The following is a 14,672-nucleotide window of genomic DNA, read 5'->3' as shown; positions in this document are numbered from 1 at the left end:
GTGCGGGTTCTCGCCGCCGCACCTCAGGGCCGGACGGCAGCGCGGGTTCCCGCCGCCGCATCTTCGGGCGAGGCGGCAGTGCGGGTTCCCGCCAGCGCGCCTCCGGGCGGGACTCCGGTGTCGACTCCCGCCGCCGCGCCCACGGGCGGCGTGGCGCGGACTCACCGCCGGGATGCGGCCAGTGGTGCGGCCCTGGCGGGCATGCGCTCGCGGCGGCGCGCGAGCCTTCCCCACGACCGGCCTCCCCACGACCGGCCTCCCCACGACCGGCCTCCCCACGACCCGCCTCCCTACGACCCGCCTCGCCCCGGCGCCCGGCCGGGTGCGCCGAAGAACCAGCCGGGACACGACCGTCCGAGTAGGGCATCGGTTGGCAGTCGGTCAGGCCCACGAGAACTTCCACCGGCGGGACTGGACCAGCTCGCTCGCGTACTCCCGGAGGTTGCCCGGCTGGGCGAGGTACGTGGGCAGGCTGAAGGCGCGGTGCTCAGCCGCGACGGTGAGGGCGCGGGCCTGGTTGCGCGGGGGCGCGGAGACCGACAGCTCAAGCGAGTCGAAGCCCACGCTGAGCAGCGTGGCCCCGAACCGGTCCTCCCAGCTGCGGAGGACGGCGGAGAGCTCGGCGACCTGGTCGGTCACCTTGATCATGCCCGTCCAGCCGAGGTGGGCCGGGATGTCGGCGGGGCGGCTGGTCTGGACCAGGCCGAGACGGTGCGGGGTGCGGGTGGACAGGATGGAACCGGTGTTGCCCGCCTCGGCCAGCGGGTCGGAACGGCGGTGCGAACGGCGGGCCAGGCCGGGGAACCGCGCGCCGAACGGGCGCAGGCAGGCGCCGTCGCAGCAGGAGCTGTCCCACCAGCGCGCCAGGACCTCGGCCGGGTCGGCGGACCCGACGCGGTGCCCGGCGGGGGCGAGGTGGCCGCGGTCGTCCAGCCAGTCCTCGCCGCGCGCGGCGAAGCGCTGGTCGTGCGGGATCAGCACGGGCCAGAGGCCGGACCGGTCGAACTCCGCGACGCAGCTGAGATACCGCTCGGGCCGGGCGAGCGGCTCGTCGGACACCCAGATGCGCCCGTGCCACCGCCCGGGCGGCAGGGTCTGAACCGGTGGGGCCCCGAGGCCGGGGCGGAACGGTGCGATCGTCATGGCTTCCCCTCGAACTGGCGTTCGGTAGTGCATGTCGAACAGTAGTTCGAGGGTCCGACAATTTCCAGGGTTCTGGTCGCTCATCCGTTCGAGTGAATCGGAAAAGATGCAGGTCAGAGCGCCAATGGGACGAGACCGGCGAGGAAATCAGTGTCGGAGGGGGCTGCTGTGACTGCTGTGAACGATGCGGCAATCGGGTGGCGGCGTCCTACGACCTGGCCGTGGTGAGCCCTCGGAGAAGCAGCTCGAGGGTGAAGTCGAACCGGTCGTGTTCGTCGCCGTGGGTCAGCTCCCGCGCGTACGCGACCGTGTTCGGGAAGCGGCTCTCGGGCAGCATCTTGAACCGCTCGACGATCTCGGCCTTGTCGATCGCTTTCCCGTCGCCGTCCTCGCCGGGACTCTGCCGCAGCGACGCCTCGAAGCTGTGGGCGCTGACGTAGAGGAACGCGGCATCGCTCGCCCACGCGGCGGACTGCGGCGACACCCCTCCGGTCAGCAGGATCGTGAGCAGGCCCTCGCCGATGCGAAGGGTGTCCAGGCTGTTCGGGGTGCCCGCCAACGCGGCGCGCGAGATCCCCGGGTACCGGAGGTACTGGTCGCGCAGCTGCCGGCAGACGTCGAGGACCTGCTCCTTCCACTGCGCGGGGTCCGGCGTGGGCAACGTCACCTTGGCGCACAGCTCACCGATCAGCAGATCGTCCAGCTCCGCCTTGTTGCGCACGTGCGCGTACAGCGATGACGGACCGGTCTGCAGCGCGGCGGCGACGCGGCGCATCGTCAGGGCCTCGAACCCTTCGGCCTCGACGAGCTGGAACGCGGTGTCCACGATTCGGCCGACCGTGATGGGGGCTTTGCGGGACCGGGACACGGCCCGCGTGTCGTCCAGGGCCGCGATCTGTGCCGCCCACTGGTCACGGGAAATGCCGCGCGAAGCGCTCCTGTCAGCCATGTCTCCGACTATACCACTTGACGCGAACACTGTTCAGATATAGAACGGTGTTCGTACCGAATCCACGGAAGGAGCGCCCATGAGCGTCCAAAGACCCGAACCACTACAGATCCGGCCGCCCGGCTCTCCCCAATCCCTGCGCGAGGCCTGGGTCGCTCTGGCCGGGCTGTCCGCGGTGTTCCTGTTCGAGATGCTGGACAACTCGATCCTGAACGTCGCGCTGCCCACGATCGGCCACGACCTGCACGCTTCGACCCTCGCGCTGCAGTGGGTGACGGGCGCTTACTCGGTCGTGTTCGGCGGGCTGATGCTGGCGTTCGGCGCGATCGCCGACCGGTTCGGCCGACGGCGGGTCATGCTCATCGGCCTGGTGCTGCTGGGCGTCGCGAGCCTGGCGACCGCCTTCGTCACCAGCGCGGAGCAGCTGGTCGGCGTGCGGGTGCTGATGGGCGTCGCGGCGGCGATGACCACGCCGGGCTCGATGGCGCTGGCGTTCCGGCTGTTCGAGTCGGACAGCCTGCGCGTCCGGGCCATGACCGTCATCTCCACCGTGGGCATGGTCGGGCTCGCGCTCGGCCCGACGGCGGGCGGCCTCGTGCTCGCCATCGCGCCGTGGCAGGTCCTGCTGCTGGTCAACGTGCCGATCGCCGTGCTCGCGATCATCGGCATCCGAGCCGGCATCGCCGCGGACGACCCGGCCGATCTGCACCGGGACCCGGTGGACGTCCTCGGTGCGGTGCTGGGCACCGCGACGGTCCTGCTCGCCCTCGTCGCCCCCACGCTGTTCGTGAACGAAGGCACCGGCTCGTGGCTGCCGTGGACGGCCGCCGCCATGGCCGTCGTCGCGGCGATTCTCTTTGCCCTGCGCCAGCTTTCGGCGCGCTACCCGCTGCTCGACCTGAAGCTCGTCGCCCGTCCGCTGGTCTCCAGCGGCCTGGCCTACAAGGCCGCGTCCGGGCTGGCGACGGCCGGCCTCGGCTACCTGGTGACGCTGCAGCTGCAGCTCGCCTGGGGGTGGTCGCCGACGCTCGCGGCCATCGGCATGCTGCCGCAGGTGGTGGTCCTCCTCGCGGGCGGCCGGTTCGTGAATCCGTTCGTGGAACGGGTCGGCCTCGAGCGGGCCGCCTGGCTCAGCGCCACCGCGGTGGTGCTCGGGCTCGCCGTCTACGCCCTGATGAACAGCTTCGGCTACGTGTGGGTCGCCATCGCGCTCGTGATCGAGGCCGCCGGGATGCGCGTCGTCGGCGCGGTCGCCGGGGTCAACGTGCTCCGTGGCCTGCCGAAGAACCGGAGCACGATCGGCGCGGCGCTGGTCGACACCGCCACCGAGGTCACCTCCGCCGTCGGCATCGCCGTCACCGGCACGATCCTCGCCGCGCTGTTCACCGGCAGCATCGCCACCTCGAACTGGAGCGCCCAGCAGGCCGCGCAGTTCCAAGCGGCCGCCACCATTTCCGGCCTCGTGCTCACCGTCGTGGCCGCGGCGCTCGTCGGGTGGGCGTTCCTCCGCATGCGCGGTGCCGCGGACGACCAGGCGGGCCCGTCAGAACCCGCCTAGCCGCCCCGAAAACCGCCGAGAACTACAGCGGCCGCCGCAGGTCCTCGGCGTCCACGATGTGGTAGGCGTAGCCCTGTTCGGCCAGGAAACGCTGGCGGTGGGCCGCGTACTCGGTGTCGACGGTGTCCCGCGAGACGATCGAGTAGAAGTGCGCCTGACGGCCGTCGGCCTTGGGACGCAGCAGCCGGCCCAGGCGCTGGGCCTCCTCCTGGCGCGAGCCGAACGTGCCGGAGATCTGGATTGCCACCGAGGCTTCCGGGAGGTCGATCGAGAAGTTCGCCACCTTGGACACCACCAGCGTCCGCAGCTCACCGCGGCGGAAGCGGTCGAACAGCTCCTCGCGTTCCTTGTTCCTGGTCGAGCCCTGGATCACCGGGGCGTCCAGCTCGTCGCCCAGCATCTCCAGCTGGTCGAGGTACGCGCCGATCACCAGGGTCGGCTCGCCGGCGTGACGCTCCACAATGGACTTGATCACCGGGGTCTTCGTCATGGCCGTGGCGGCGAGCTTGTAGCGCTCCTCCGCCTCCGCCGTGGCGTACGCGAGGCGCTCGGCGTCGGTGAGGGTGACCCGCACTTCGGTGCACTCCGCGGGCGCGATCCAGCCCTGCGCCTCGATGTCGCGCCACGGCACGTCGTAGCGCTTCGGGCCGATCAGGGAGAATACGTCGCCCTCACGGCCGTCCTCGCGGACCAGCGTGGCCGTGAGGCCGAGGCGACGCCGCGACTGGAGGTCCGCCGTCATCCGGAAGACCGGGGCGGGCAGCAGGTGGACCTCGTCGTAGACGACCAGGCCCCAGTCGCGGGAGTCGAACAGCTCCAGGTGGCGGTACTCGCCCTTGGTCTTGCGGGTGACCACCTGGTATGTGGCGATGGTGACCGGCCGGATCTCCTTCTTCTCCCCGGAGTACTCGCCGATCTCCTCCTCCGTCAGCGACGTGCGCGCGACCAGCTCGCGTTTCCACTGCCGCCCCGCGACGGTGTTGGTCACCAGGATCAGCGTGGTCGCCTTGGCCCGCGCCATCGCGGCCGCGCCGACGAGCGTCTTGCCCGCGCCGCACGGCAGCACGACGACGCCGGAGCCGCCGGCCCAGAACGCTTCGGCCGCGCGGCGCTGGTAGTCGCGCAGCTCCCAGTCCCGCTCGTCGAGGTCGATCGGGTGCGCCTCGCCGTCGACGTAGCCCGCGAGGTCCTCGGCCGGCCAGCCGACCTTCAGCAGCGCCTGCTTGAGCCGCCCGCGTTCGGACGGGTGCACGATGACGGTGTCCGGGTCGACGCGCGCGCCCAGCATCGGGCTGATCTTCTTGTGGCGCGACACCTCCTCCAGCACCGCGCGGTCAGTGGTGGACATCACCAGGCCGTGCGCCGGGTGGTTGGCGATCTGCAGCCGGCCGAACCGGCCCATCACGTCGACGACGTCGATCAGCAGCGGCTGCGGCACCGGGAAGCGGGAGTACGTGGTCAGCGCGTCGACGACCTGCTCCGCGTCGTGCCCGGCGGCACGCGCGTTCCACAGCGCCAGCGGCGTGATCCGGTAGGTGTGGACGTGTTCGGGGGCGCGCTCCAGCTCGGCGAACGGCGCGATGGCGATCCGCGCGTCGTCGGCCTGCGCGTGGTCGACCTCGAGCAGCACGGTCTTGTCGGACTGGACGATCAGGGGGCCATCAGTCACCTGTCCTTTATACGTTCCCGCGCGCCCGTCCCTCCCGTCGCGGGCCCGCGGATGCCAAGATGATCGCCAGGACCATTGGGAGGGGCCCCTTGAGCACACCACCGTTCGGCGTCCCGTCGGCAGGCAATCCGTTCCAGCCCCCGGGCTACGCGCCGCAGCCCCCGCCGATGCCGGGACGGCCGGGGCCGCTCAGCACCAAGGTGAAGGCGGTGCTCGGCGGCGCCGTCGTGGTCGCGCTGGGGCTCGGCTCGCTGGCCGCGTTCGGGGTGGCCGCGATCGCGCGCTCGGCCGGTCCGCCGACGGCGGGCAGCTGCCTCTACCTCAGCGACGAGAGCCTCGGCACGCAGTCGTACCACGGGGCCGGCTGTTCGGAGCAGCGCGCGACCTACCGGGTGGACAACGTCGTCGAGGGCTCCTCGACCTGCCACGGCGGCGACTACGTCCGTTTCCAGGTCTTCAGCGGTTCGTCCCGCAGCTCCCGCTCCACGCCGGACGAAACGCTCTGCCTCGCCCTCAACGTCTCCTCGGGCGACTGCCTGCGCGATGTCGACGACGAGACGTCGGTGCGCAAGGTGACCTGCACCGACCCGGCCGCGGAGGCCCGCGCCAGCGTGCACGACGGCGACGACAGCCAGTGCGACGCCGCCGCCACTGCCCTCGCGTACGCGGGCCCGCCGGCGCGGACGGTTTGCCTGGTCCCGGCCGGCGAGAACATCTAGCCGGGCCGGGGGAGCCTACGGCTGGTCTTCCTCCGGGAGCATCGCCTGCACGTCCAGCCGGTTCGTCAGCTGTCCCGCGGTGTGCATCAGGTCCGCGACCCGCTGCAGCCGGGTCGCGGACAGCGTCGTCGGGTAGGTGCCGAGTGAGATCAGCGCCGCCGTGGTCGCGTCGATGTCGGAGAACGTCGGCAGCGCGTCGCGCACCGTCGCCGAGTCGCCCGCGGTCAGCTGGGCCTGCATGAGCACGCGGCGGAAGGCGGCGAGCGCGTGCGGGTTCGTCTGCGCGAACGCGCCGGTGGCGGCGTACCCCGAGGCCGGGAAGTCCAGGGTGGCGCCGCTGGAGCCGTCGGCGAGGATCTGCGCGCCCAGCTCCTTTTCCGCGCGGGTGATGAACGGCTCGACCATCAGCGCCGCGTCGGCGTCACCGGCTTGCAGGGCCTGCGGCATCTGGTCGAACGGGCGCGGCACGTAGCGGATCTTGGCCCGGTCGACGCCGGCGGTCGCGAGCACGGAGCCCGCGGTCAGCGCGCCGATGTCGTCCGGGGTGTCCACCGCGATTTTCGGGGACTTCTTGGCCGTGGGCTCGGTGTAGTCGGAGCCGGGGAGGGTGACCAGCGCGATGGTGTTGTCGCCCGAGGCGTAGGCCTCACCCTGCAGCTGGAGCGTGGTGCCGGCGCTCGCGGCGCGGAACAGCGACACGTCGCTGCCGAACGTCACGTCCAGTTGACCGGAGGTCAATTTCGCCAGCCCGTCGTTCGTGCCCAGCTCCACCAGGTCTACGTTCAGCCCGGCTTCGCGGAACTTCCCGGCGGCCACGGCGATCCGCAGGGGCGCCGTGTCGATCGGGTTCGCGACGCCGACGCGCAGGGTGGTCCGCTCCAGCGCCGGCGGCGGCGCTGAGTCACCGGAAGTGAACAGGGAGCAGCCGCTGGTGGCCAGGAAGATCGCCACCAGCGGCAACGCCAGTCCGCGTACGTTCATCCGCTCTCACCTACCGAGAGAATCTGCTCATCATGCTGGAGCTTATGGTCCGCTGCCCATACCATCGCGGACAGGGCCATGGCCCCGCCAGAATGGCTTCCCGAACTGCCCGAGGCGACCTACCCTTCAGTAGGTTCGAGCTGGAAAACCCGATGCCGTCCGTGGGTGAGGTCCCGCGGTGAAAAGGAAGCCCAGGTGACCCGTCGCGACAAGCGTCCCCGTAAGGGCGACGCGACGGATCCCGCTGCCCAGCAGAAGGTCGGGGGGCGCTGGCGGCTGCGCAACTGGCGGTTGCGCACCAAGCTCTTCGCCGTCCTGCTGATCCCGGCGCTGGCCGTGGTCGTGCTGGTCGGCCTCCGCGTGAACAGCGACCTGCGCGACGCCCAGCAGCTCGCCGAGTTCGCCGCTCGCGGCCGGGTGGACAGCGCCGTGGCCGAGGTGCTGCACCAGCTGCAGCGCGAGCGGGACGTCACGGTCCGGTTCGTGGCCGGCAACCGGCAGGGCAATCCCGCCGACCTGGCCGGCCAGCGGACGCGCGTGGACCAGGCCATCGGCGCCTTCGAACGGACGCTGGCCGACAGCAAGCCGCGGCTCGCCGCCTCCGCCGCCAGCAGCCTGCAGCAGAGTGACGACCGGCTCCGGGTGCTCGGCGGCCTGCGGTTCTCCGCCGAGCACTCCGCCTACCCGGCCGACGCCGTGCTGCGGTCGTACAGCGAGCTGATCTCCGGCCTGCTCGACATCAGCGACACCGCCGCCGCCGACGTCTCGGACCCGCAGCTCGCGCGGCTGCGCCTGGCCGGCAATGCCTTGGCGCGCATCAAGGACCAGATGTCGGTCAAGCGCGCGATCATGTCCGAGGCGCTCGCCGCAGGCAGCCTGAACCGCGACCGCACGCGCGCGCTGCTGGGCGCCGAAGCCGAGCTGGCCGCCGCGCGCAACGACTACCGCACCTTCGCCACCCCCGACCAGCAGCGGATGTACGACGACACAGTGATCGGGCTGGTCGTGGACATCGGCAACGACATGGTCGAATCGGCGCTCACCCGCACCGAGAGCGGCCAGTCGCTCGCCGGGCTCGACGCGGGCCAGTGGGACACCGCGGCCACCTACACGGTCAACCTCGCGCACCAGGTGCAGGAGGCGCTGCTCGTCCAGCTGCAGGAGCAGACCGACGCGCTGGCCGCCCAAGCCCGCGCGTCCACGATCTGGGACGGCGGCATCGTCCTGGCCGTGCTGCTGGTGGCCGGCGTGCTGTCGGTGGTCATCGCCCGCTCGCTGCTGCGGCCGCTGCGCGTGCTGCGGCGGACCGCGCTGGAGGTCGCCGACCACCGGCTGCCCGAGGCCGTGCAGCGGCTGCTCACCGACCCGGACCCGGCGCCGGAGAAGATGCGGCACCGCGCGGCCGTCGCGCCCGTGCCGGTGTTCACGCGCGAGGAGGTCGGCCAGGTCGCGCGGGCGTTCGACGCCGTGCACGGCGAGGCGGTGCGGCTCGCCGCCGAGCAGGCGATGCTGCGCGAAAACGTCAACGCGATGTTCGTCAACCTCTCGCAGCGGAGCCAGGACCTCGTCGAACGGCAGCTGTCCGTGCTCGATCGCATGGAGGCCGACGAGCAGGACCCGGACACGCTCGCGGGCCTGTTCGAGCTCGACCACCTGGCCACGCGGATGCGGCGCAACAGCGAGAACCTGCTGGTGCTCTCGGGCACCGACCTGGTGCGCGAGGACACCGGCGCGGTGGTCGCCGACGAGATCATCGGCGCCGCGCTCAGCGAGGTCGAGCACTACCAGCGGATCGAGCTCGGCCCGGGCCCGGCGCTCGCGGTGCGCGGCGAGGCCGTGAACGACCTCGTGCACGTCGTTTCGGAGCTGCTGGAGAACGCGACGCGCTACTCCGACGAGCGCACCACCGTCACCGTCGAAAGCGCCCGGACGCCGGACGGGGCCTGGCGGATCGACATCACCGACCGGGGCGCCGGCATGCCGCAGGCCGAGATCGACCGCACGAACGCGCGGCTGGCCGACCCGCCGGACGTCGACGTCGAGGTCTCCCGCCGGATGGGCCTGTACGTGGTGGCGACGCTCGCCGTGCGCCACGACATCGATGTCCGCCTGCATCCCACCGAGGGCACCGGCCTGCGCGCGACGGTGCTGGTGCCGTCCGCGCTGATCGCCGAAGCCCCGGCGCCCGCCCCGGCTCCGGTCCCGGTCCCGCCGCCGTCGCCCGTCGCCGAGCCCGAGCCCGCGCCCGTGCCGGAGCTGCTGGCCCCGCTCGCGCCGCTGACCCCACTGACGCCGTCGGCCCCGGCGGCCGCCGAGCCGGAGCCGGACGAGCCGGAGGAGGTTCTGCTCACGCCGGTGCTGGAGCCGGGGCCGCCGCGCCGCGCGCCGGTGGTGGAGAGCACCCCGCCGTGGCCGCCGGCCGCGGAACAGCGCTCGCACCTGGACTTCGACGCGCCCACCGAGCGGATGCCCGCCTACCGCGACGTGCTGTCGCGCTGGTTCGACGCCGTGTCGCCGCCCCCGGACGTCCCGGTGTTCGCGCCCCTGGACCCGCTGCCGATCGCGCCGGAGCACGACGCGCCCGTCGCCGAGGCCGAGCCGTCGCGGCATGCCAGGGTGGTGCCGGAGCAGCTGGCGTTCCCCGTTGCCGAGCCGGACCCGGAGCCGGAGTCCCAGCACCGCGTCGCCGAGCCCGAGCCCCAGTACCCCGAGCCCGAATACCCCGAGTCCCAGTACCCCGAAGCCGAGTACCCCGAGTTCGAAGAGCCCGCGTACCCGGCCGAGGAGCCGCAGTACCCGACGGAGGAACCGGACGTCCCGGCTGTCGCGCAGGCGCCGGAGGCGGACCCGCAGTGGCCGACGCCCGAAGAGCTGGAGCAGGAGGACGGGGCCGAGGACACCTGGCCCTTCCTGCGGGTTTCGGACGTCGAGGACGGCCCCGGGCGGGTGCCGGAGCAGCGGCCGATACTCTCGCTTTCCCCCGAAGCGGTGCGCGAGCGGATGACGAGCCTTCAAGGCGGGTTCCGCCGCGGTCGCCACGCGCGGGGGGACGACACCCCGCACCCTGATTGAACGGATGAGGCATGAGCTCGAAGACCGCCCTGCTGGAAGTGATCGCGCTGGGCGCCGAAGACGCGCAGCGCGCGCAGGAGGGCGGGGCGGACCGTCTCGAACTGGTCGCCGACATGGCGTCCGACGGGCTCACCCCCTCGGAGACGACGGTGCGCGAGGTGCTCGCCGCCACCGACCTGCCCGTGCGGGTGATGCTGCGGGGCACCAACTCCTTCGCCGCCGGTGACCTCGACGCGCTGCGGGCCGACGCCGCGAAGCTGGTGGAGGCCGGCGCGCGCGAGTTCGTGTTCGGCTTCCTGACCGAGGACAACGAGGTCGACGCCGACGCCTGCCGTTCGCTGCTGAAGGAGCTGGACGGCCTGGCCTGGACCTTCCACCGCGCCATCGACCGCTCGCGCGACCCGATCGCCGCGTTCGACGTGCTGGCCGAGCTGGGCTGCGACACCGTGCTGGCGGCGGGCCACCCGGCCGGCGTGGGGAGCGGCCTGTCCGTGCTGCAGCGGCTCGCGCGCCGCGAGGACGGCCCGGCGCTGCTCGTCGGCGGCGGCCTGCGCGCGCAGCAGGTGCACCTGCTGCGCGCGGGCGGGGTGCGCGGGTTCCACGTCGGCAGCGCGGTCCGCCCCGGCGGCTGGCAGTCCACTGTGGACGTAGACGCTGTCCGCCAATGGGCTGACCTGGTCAAAGCGTGACCTGACCGCGGCCGGATTGCTCTAGAGTTATCGAGGTCTTTCTGATCGGAGTATCGCTGCCGATGTGATCGCCCGGCGGTTTCGTTTCACCTGCGAAGGGGAGCCCGATGAACACCGGACCCGGCCGATCCGCTGTGCCCGAGGCACGAGCCAGGAGAGGCGGCCGGCGTGGCTGAAGGGCGGCTCGTGGAGACGTTCGTCGAACTGGCCGACACGCTGATCGACGACTTCGACGTCATCGAGTTCCTGCACCTGCTCTCCGGCCGCTGCGTCGAGTTGCTGGGCGTCGACGCGGCGGGGCTGCTGCTCGCGAACGCCTCGGGTGAGCTGCAGCTCGTAGCCAGCTCGGACGAGCGGGTGCGGCTGCTGGAGTTGTTCCAGCTGCAAGGCGACGAAGGGCCTTGCCTGGACGCTTTCCGGCTCCGGCAGGAGGTCACGAAAGCCGACCTGGCCGAGTCGGCGGAAGAGTGGCCGAGGTTCGCCGCGGCCGCTGCGGACCATGGTTTCCGCGCCGTGCACGCCCTGCCGATGCGCCTGCGGACCGAGGTGATCGGGGTGCTGAACCTGTTCTCCTCGGTGCCCGGCGAGCTGGTCGCCGAGGACCTGCGGGCCGCCCGCGCGATGGTCGACGTCGCGACGATCGGGCTGCTGCAGGCGCGCACGATCCGGCACCACGAGATCCTGGTGGAGCAGCTGCAGACGGCGCTCGGCAGCCGGGTGATCATCGAGCAGGCCAAGGGGTTCGTCGCCGAGCGGCTCACGCTGGAGATGGACCAGGCCTTCGCCGTGCTGCGCCGGTACGCGCGCAGCCACAACCGGAAACTGAGCGAGGTGGCCGCCGAGGTCGTCGCCCGGTCGGCGACGGTGCGCGAGCTGTTCGTGCCACCGGCCGGACGCTGAGCGCCCGGCTGTCCATCCGGCGGAATCGGTTCGCCCGGTGGGCTGGTCTTCGCCGCTTCGCGCTGATCGTGGGCACCTCCGGAGCTCGCCCGCGGTTACCGTGTGGGGTATTCCGTCCCTGACCCCGGCGGCGTCAAACGTCCGACCGGCAGGTGCAGGAGGCGCGCCATGAGCGTGCGCATTCATTTCGGGTTCCCCGCGGGGGTCGACCGCCGTGACTCACCGACGCTCGTGAAACGTCAGGTGACCGGCGTGCGCGCCCTGCTGGCCAAGCGGGAGCAGCGTCCCGCGACGGGCGGGGCCGCGCCCAAGGTCGTTCACTCGGACTGAGTCGCCGTCTTGGCCTTCATCAGCTGCCGCAGCTTGGCCAGCGACCGGTGCTGGGCGACCCGCACGGCGACGGCGCTCGGCAGGTTCAGTGCCTCCGCGGTCTCCTCGGCCGTGAAGCCGAGGATCACCCGCAGCGTCAGCAGATCGCGGTGCAGTGGCGGCAGATGGCTGAGCAGCTCCCCGATCTGCAGGCGCGCGTCGGTGCGCGCGTATTCGTCCGGCGCGGCCAGCGAGCTGCCGGCGCGGGTGTCGCCGGGGTCCGCGACCGGCTCGGACAGGTCGCGGCTGCGGCGCCGGTAGATGTCGGCGACCTTGTGCGCGGCGATGCCGAAGACGAACGAGAGGAAGCTGTCGGTCTCGTAGCGGTAGTGCGGCAGCGCGAGCAGTACCGCCACCAACGTCTCCTGCGCGCAGTCCTCGGCGCCGAAGCTGCTGCCGAGCCGGCCGCGGCAGTACCGCAGCACGAGCGGGCGCAGGTCGGAGAGCAGCCGGTCCACCGCCGCCCGGTCACCCTCGATCGCGGCTACGACCAAGCGGGTGTCCAGACGCGGCGCGGGCGCGCGCTCGTCGGTGGACATCCAAAACCGCCCCGGGGTTCGAATCGGTGATCGCCGCAGGAGCCGGATGCCCCGGGCGGAGAGCACGCTCGACAGCCGGGGTCTGGGGGAGCTTCGCGAGCCTTCGGCAACGATCCTCCTTCCGGAGCGGGATGTCCATGTCGTCACCCTGTCGCGGGTGAAGCCCGCAAGCCCGGCAACTACGACATACCCGAACCGGTGGCGGATTCAGGAGCTATGGAACGGTAGTGGCCAAAAACGTCAGAAATTGCGGCGGTGGCACATAAATGAACAACGGAAAGCTCAGCCAAAAGTAGGTTCCTTGACGGCTTACGAATTTCTTATGCTCCCTCTGTGCCGGCGCACGGGGCCCTGATTGTGTGCCGGCGCGGTCCCCCACCGTTCGAGAGGAATTGCCATGCGCTTGCGCAAGCTCGTCGCCGCAGCGGTACCGCTGCCGGCCTTGCTGTGCCTTTCCCTGGCCCCTGCCGCCACCGCGGATCCGCTGGTCACGATGGCCGCCAACGCCGCGCCGCTGACCCAGAGCGACCGCACCGGCGACGTCGGAGCCGACCAGCAGATCCCCGCGGCGCTGTCGTTGAAGCTCCACAACCAGCAGGCGCTGGACCAGTTCCTCTCCGACGTGCAGAACCCGGCGTCGCCGCAATACCACCGCTTCCTCACGCCCGCTCAGTTCAATGCGGCATTCGGCCCAACGCAGGCGGATGTGAGCAAGGCTGTTTCATTCCTGAAACAAAACGGTGCGTCCGGAATCGAGGTTTCCGGCAACCGTCAGGCGATCAACTTCACCGGTTCGGCCGCACAGCTGGAATCCACGTTCCACACCGGGCTCGGCAATTACCTGGACAAGGTCACCGGCCGTAAGTTTTTCGCCAACGACGCGGCCCCGTCGTTACCCGCCTCCATCTCGTCGGTGGTCGGCGCGGTCGTCGGCCTCGACAACCACGCGGTGAAGGAGCACTCGGACACCGCGGCCGCGCCCCACGTGGTCAAGGCCGTGACGCCGCCCATCCTCAAGAGCGCCTACGCCACCAGCGGCCTCTCGGCCACCGGCGCGGGCGTGAACGTCGGCTTCGTCGAGTTCGACGGCTACAAGAAGGCGGACATCACCAGCTACGACTCGAAGTACGGCCTGAAGGCCGGCAGCGTCTCGACGGTCTCGGTGAGCGGCGCCAACTACGACTCCAGCCCCGGTGACGGCGAGACCGAGGTCGACCTCGACATCGAGGTCGTGCACGCGCTGGCCGCCGCGGCCAACGACTACGTGTACGAGGCCCCGAACAGCAACGCCGGCGAGCTGGCGATGTACCAGAAGATCGCCTCCGACGCGAAGGTCAAGGTCGTCTCCATCTCGTGGGGCTCGTGCGAGGCGGCCGAGGGCTCCTCGGCGGCCAACAGCGTGAACACCGCGCTGGCGTCCGGCACCGCGGAGGGCATCAGCTACTTCGCCGCCGCGGGTGACGACGGCACCACCGACTGCGCCCGCCAGACCGGCAGCGACGCGAAGGCCGTCGACTTCCCGGCGTCGAGCCCGAACGTCTCCGGCGTCGGCGGCACCCAGCTGACGGTGACCTCGTCCAACGGCTACAGCAGCGAGAAGGCCTGGAACGACGGTGCCTCGGGCGGCGCCGGCGGCGGCGGCATCTCGACGCTGTTCAACGCCCCGTCCTGGCAGTCGAAGCAGAGCACCACGAAGCGCAAGGTCCCGGACGTCGCGGGTGACGCGGCCCAGGGCTCGGCCTACACGATCGTCAGCGGCGGGACCACCGGCAACGTCTGGGGCACCTCGGGCGCGGCCCCGCTGTGGGCGGGCTTCGCCACGCTGCAGAACCAGGTCCACGGCGGCGGCCTCGGCAACCTGAACCCGACCTTCTACAGCATCGGCAACGGCACCTCGTACGCCACCGGCTTCAACGACGTCACCACCGGCAACAACACCTTCAACGGCACCACCGGCTTCACCGCCGGCAAGGGCTACGACCAGGTCACCGGCTGGGGCTCCTTCAAGGGCACCGGGCTTTCGGGCCTGATCGGCTGATCGCTTTCCGCCAGGTTCCAGGGGCCCCTTTCCTTCGGGAGAGGGG

12 protein-coding genes are annotated in these 14,672 nt (G+C 71.6%); 7 read left to right on the top strand and 5 right to left on the bottom strand.

Features of this window, described 5'->3' with window-relative positions:
- Positions 1-381: 381 nt before the first annotated feature.
- Positions 382-1,143 (bottom strand): DUF4253 domain-containing protein, encoded by a 762-nt coding sequence (locus tag OG943_RS32400; RefSeq protein ID WP_328604714.1) that lies wholly within the window; start codon positions 1,141-1,143, stop codon positions 382-384.
- Positions 1,144-1,351: 208 nt separating this feature from the next.
- Positions 1,352-2,092 (bottom strand): TetR/AcrR family transcriptional regulator, encoded by a 741-nt coding sequence (locus OG943_RS32395; protein WP_328604713.1) that lies wholly within the window; start codon positions 2,090-2,092, stop codon positions 1,352-1,354.
- Between the two features lie 79 nt (positions 2,093-2,171).
- Here OG943_RS32395 and OG943_RS32390 point away from each other — a divergent pair, with 79 nt between their 5' ends.
- Positions 2,172-3,650, top strand: coding sequence for an MFS transporter (locus OG943_RS32390; protein ID WP_328604712.1), 1,479 nt, complete (start codon positions 2,172-2,174; stop codon positions 3,648-3,650).
- 22 nt (positions 3,651-3,672) lie between these two features.
- Here the strand turns inward: OG943_RS32390 and OG943_RS32385 are convergent, their stop codons facing one another.
- On the bottom strand, positions 3,673-5,319 hold the full coding sequence (locus OG943_RS32385) for a DNA repair helicase XPB (protein WP_328604711.1): 1,647 nt from the start codon (positions 5,317-5,319) through the stop codon (positions 3,673-3,675).
- Between the two features lie 89 nt (positions 5,320-5,408).
- Here OG943_RS32385 and OG943_RS32380 point away from each other — a divergent pair, with 89 nt between their 5' ends.
- Positions 5,409-6,038 carry an LppU/SCO3897 family protein gene (locus tag OG943_RS32380; protein WP_328604710.1) on the top strand — a complete coding sequence of 210 codons (630 nt, stop codon included), beginning with the start codon at positions 5,409-5,411 and terminating at the stop codon, positions 6,036-6,038.
- Between the two features lie 15 nt (positions 6,039-6,053).
- Here OG943_RS32380 and OG943_RS32375 read toward each other — a convergent pair whose 3' ends face one another.
- Positions 6,054-7,019 (bottom strand): ABC transporter substrate-binding protein, encoded by a 966-nt coding sequence (locus tag OG943_RS32375; RefSeq protein WP_328604709.1) that lies wholly within the window; start codon positions 7,017-7,019, stop codon positions 6,054-6,056.
- Between the two features lie 195 nt (positions 7,020-7,214).
- On the opposite strand from OG943_RS32375, the gene OG943_RS32370 reads away from it, so the two are divergent.
- The 4 genes from OG943_RS32370 (at position 7,215) to OG943_RS32355 (ending at position 12,010) form a co-directional block, all read left to right on the top strand.
- On the top strand, positions 7,215-10,091 hold the full coding sequence (locus OG943_RS32370) for a sensor histidine kinase (RefSeq protein WP_328604708.1): 2,877 nt from the start codon (positions 7,215-7,217) through the stop codon (positions 10,089-10,091).
- 11 nt (positions 10,092-10,102) lie between these two features.
- Complete coding sequence (locus OG943_RS32365) at positions 10,103-10,780, top strand: copper homeostasis protein CutC (protein ID WP_328604707.1); 678 nt, start codon at positions 10,103-10,105, stop codon at positions 10,778-10,780.
- A 168-nt stretch (positions 10,781-10,948) separates the two neighbouring features.
- Positions 10,949-11,680 (top strand): GAF and ANTAR domain-containing protein, encoded by a 732-nt coding sequence (locus OG943_RS32360; RefSeq protein WP_328604706.1) that lies wholly within the window; start codon positions 10,949-10,951, stop codon positions 11,678-11,680.
- A gap of 168 nt (positions 11,681-11,848) precedes the next feature.
- Entirely contained in the window at positions 11,849-12,010 is a 162-nt protein-coding gene (locus tag OG943_RS32355; RefSeq protein ID WP_328604705.1) for a hypothetical protein, read from the top strand.
- Here the strand turns inward: OG943_RS32355 and OG943_RS32350 are convergent.
- Positions 11,998-12,588, bottom strand: a complete 591-nt coding sequence (locus OG943_RS32350; RefSeq protein ID WP_328604704.1) for a sigma-70 family RNA polymerase sigma factor — start codon at positions 12,586-12,588, stop codon at positions 11,998-12,000. The genes OG943_RS32355 and OG943_RS32350 overlap by 13 nt on opposite strands.
- A gap of 397 nt (positions 12,589-12,985) precedes the next feature.
- On the opposite strand from OG943_RS32350, the gene OG943_RS32345 reads away from it, so the two are divergent.
- Complete coding sequence (locus OG943_RS32345; RefSeq protein WP_328604703.1) at positions 12,986-14,626, top strand: S53 family peptidase; 1,641 nt, start codon at positions 12,986-12,988, stop codon at positions 14,624-14,626.
- The last annotated feature ends 46 nt before the right edge of the window (positions 14,627-14,672 follow it).

This window comes from Amycolatopsis sp. NBC_00345 (assembly GCF_036116635.1).
Classification (GTDB): domain Bacteria; phylum Actinomycetota; class Actinomycetes; order Mycobacteriales; family Pseudonocardiaceae; genus Amycolatopsis.
Note: the sequence above shows the minus strand (reverse complement) of the source record. Positions and strands in the feature narration are given on the sequence as shown.

Bases quoted from the DNA above. Each gene is read 5' to 3' on its own strand.
- OG943_RS32400 (WP_328604714.1), bottom strand. From the start codon at position 1,143: ATGACGATCGCACCGTTCCGCCCCGGCCTCGGGGCCCCACCGGTTCAG.
- OG943_RS32395 (WP_328604713.1), bottom strand. From the start codon at position 2,092: ATGGCTGACAGGAGCGCTTCGCGCGGCATTTCCCGTGACCAGTGGGCG.
- OG943_RS32390 (WP_328604712.1), top strand. From the start codon at position 2,172: ATGAGCGTCCAAAGACCCGAACCACTACAGATCCGGCCGCCCGGCTCT.
- OG943_RS32375 (WP_328604709.1), bottom strand. From the start codon at position 7,019: ATGAACGTACGCGGACTGGCGTTGCCGCTGGTGGCGATCTTCCTGGCC.
- OG943_RS32365 (WP_328604707.1), top strand. From the start codon at position 10,103: ATGAGCTCGAAGACCGCCCTGCTGGAAGTGATCGCGCTGGGCGCCGAA.
- OG943_RS32355 (WP_328604705.1), top strand. From the start codon at position 11,849: ATGAGCGTGCGCATTCATTTCGGGTTCCCCGCGGGGGTCGACCGCCGT.
- OG943_RS32350 (WP_328604704.1), bottom strand. From the start codon at position 12,588: ATGTCCACCGACGAGCGCGCGCCCGCGCCGCGTCTGGACACCCGCTTG.
- OG943_RS32345 (WP_328604703.1), top strand. From the start codon at position 12,986: ATGCGCTTGCGCAAGCTCGTCGCCGCAGCGGTACCGCTGCCGGCCTTG.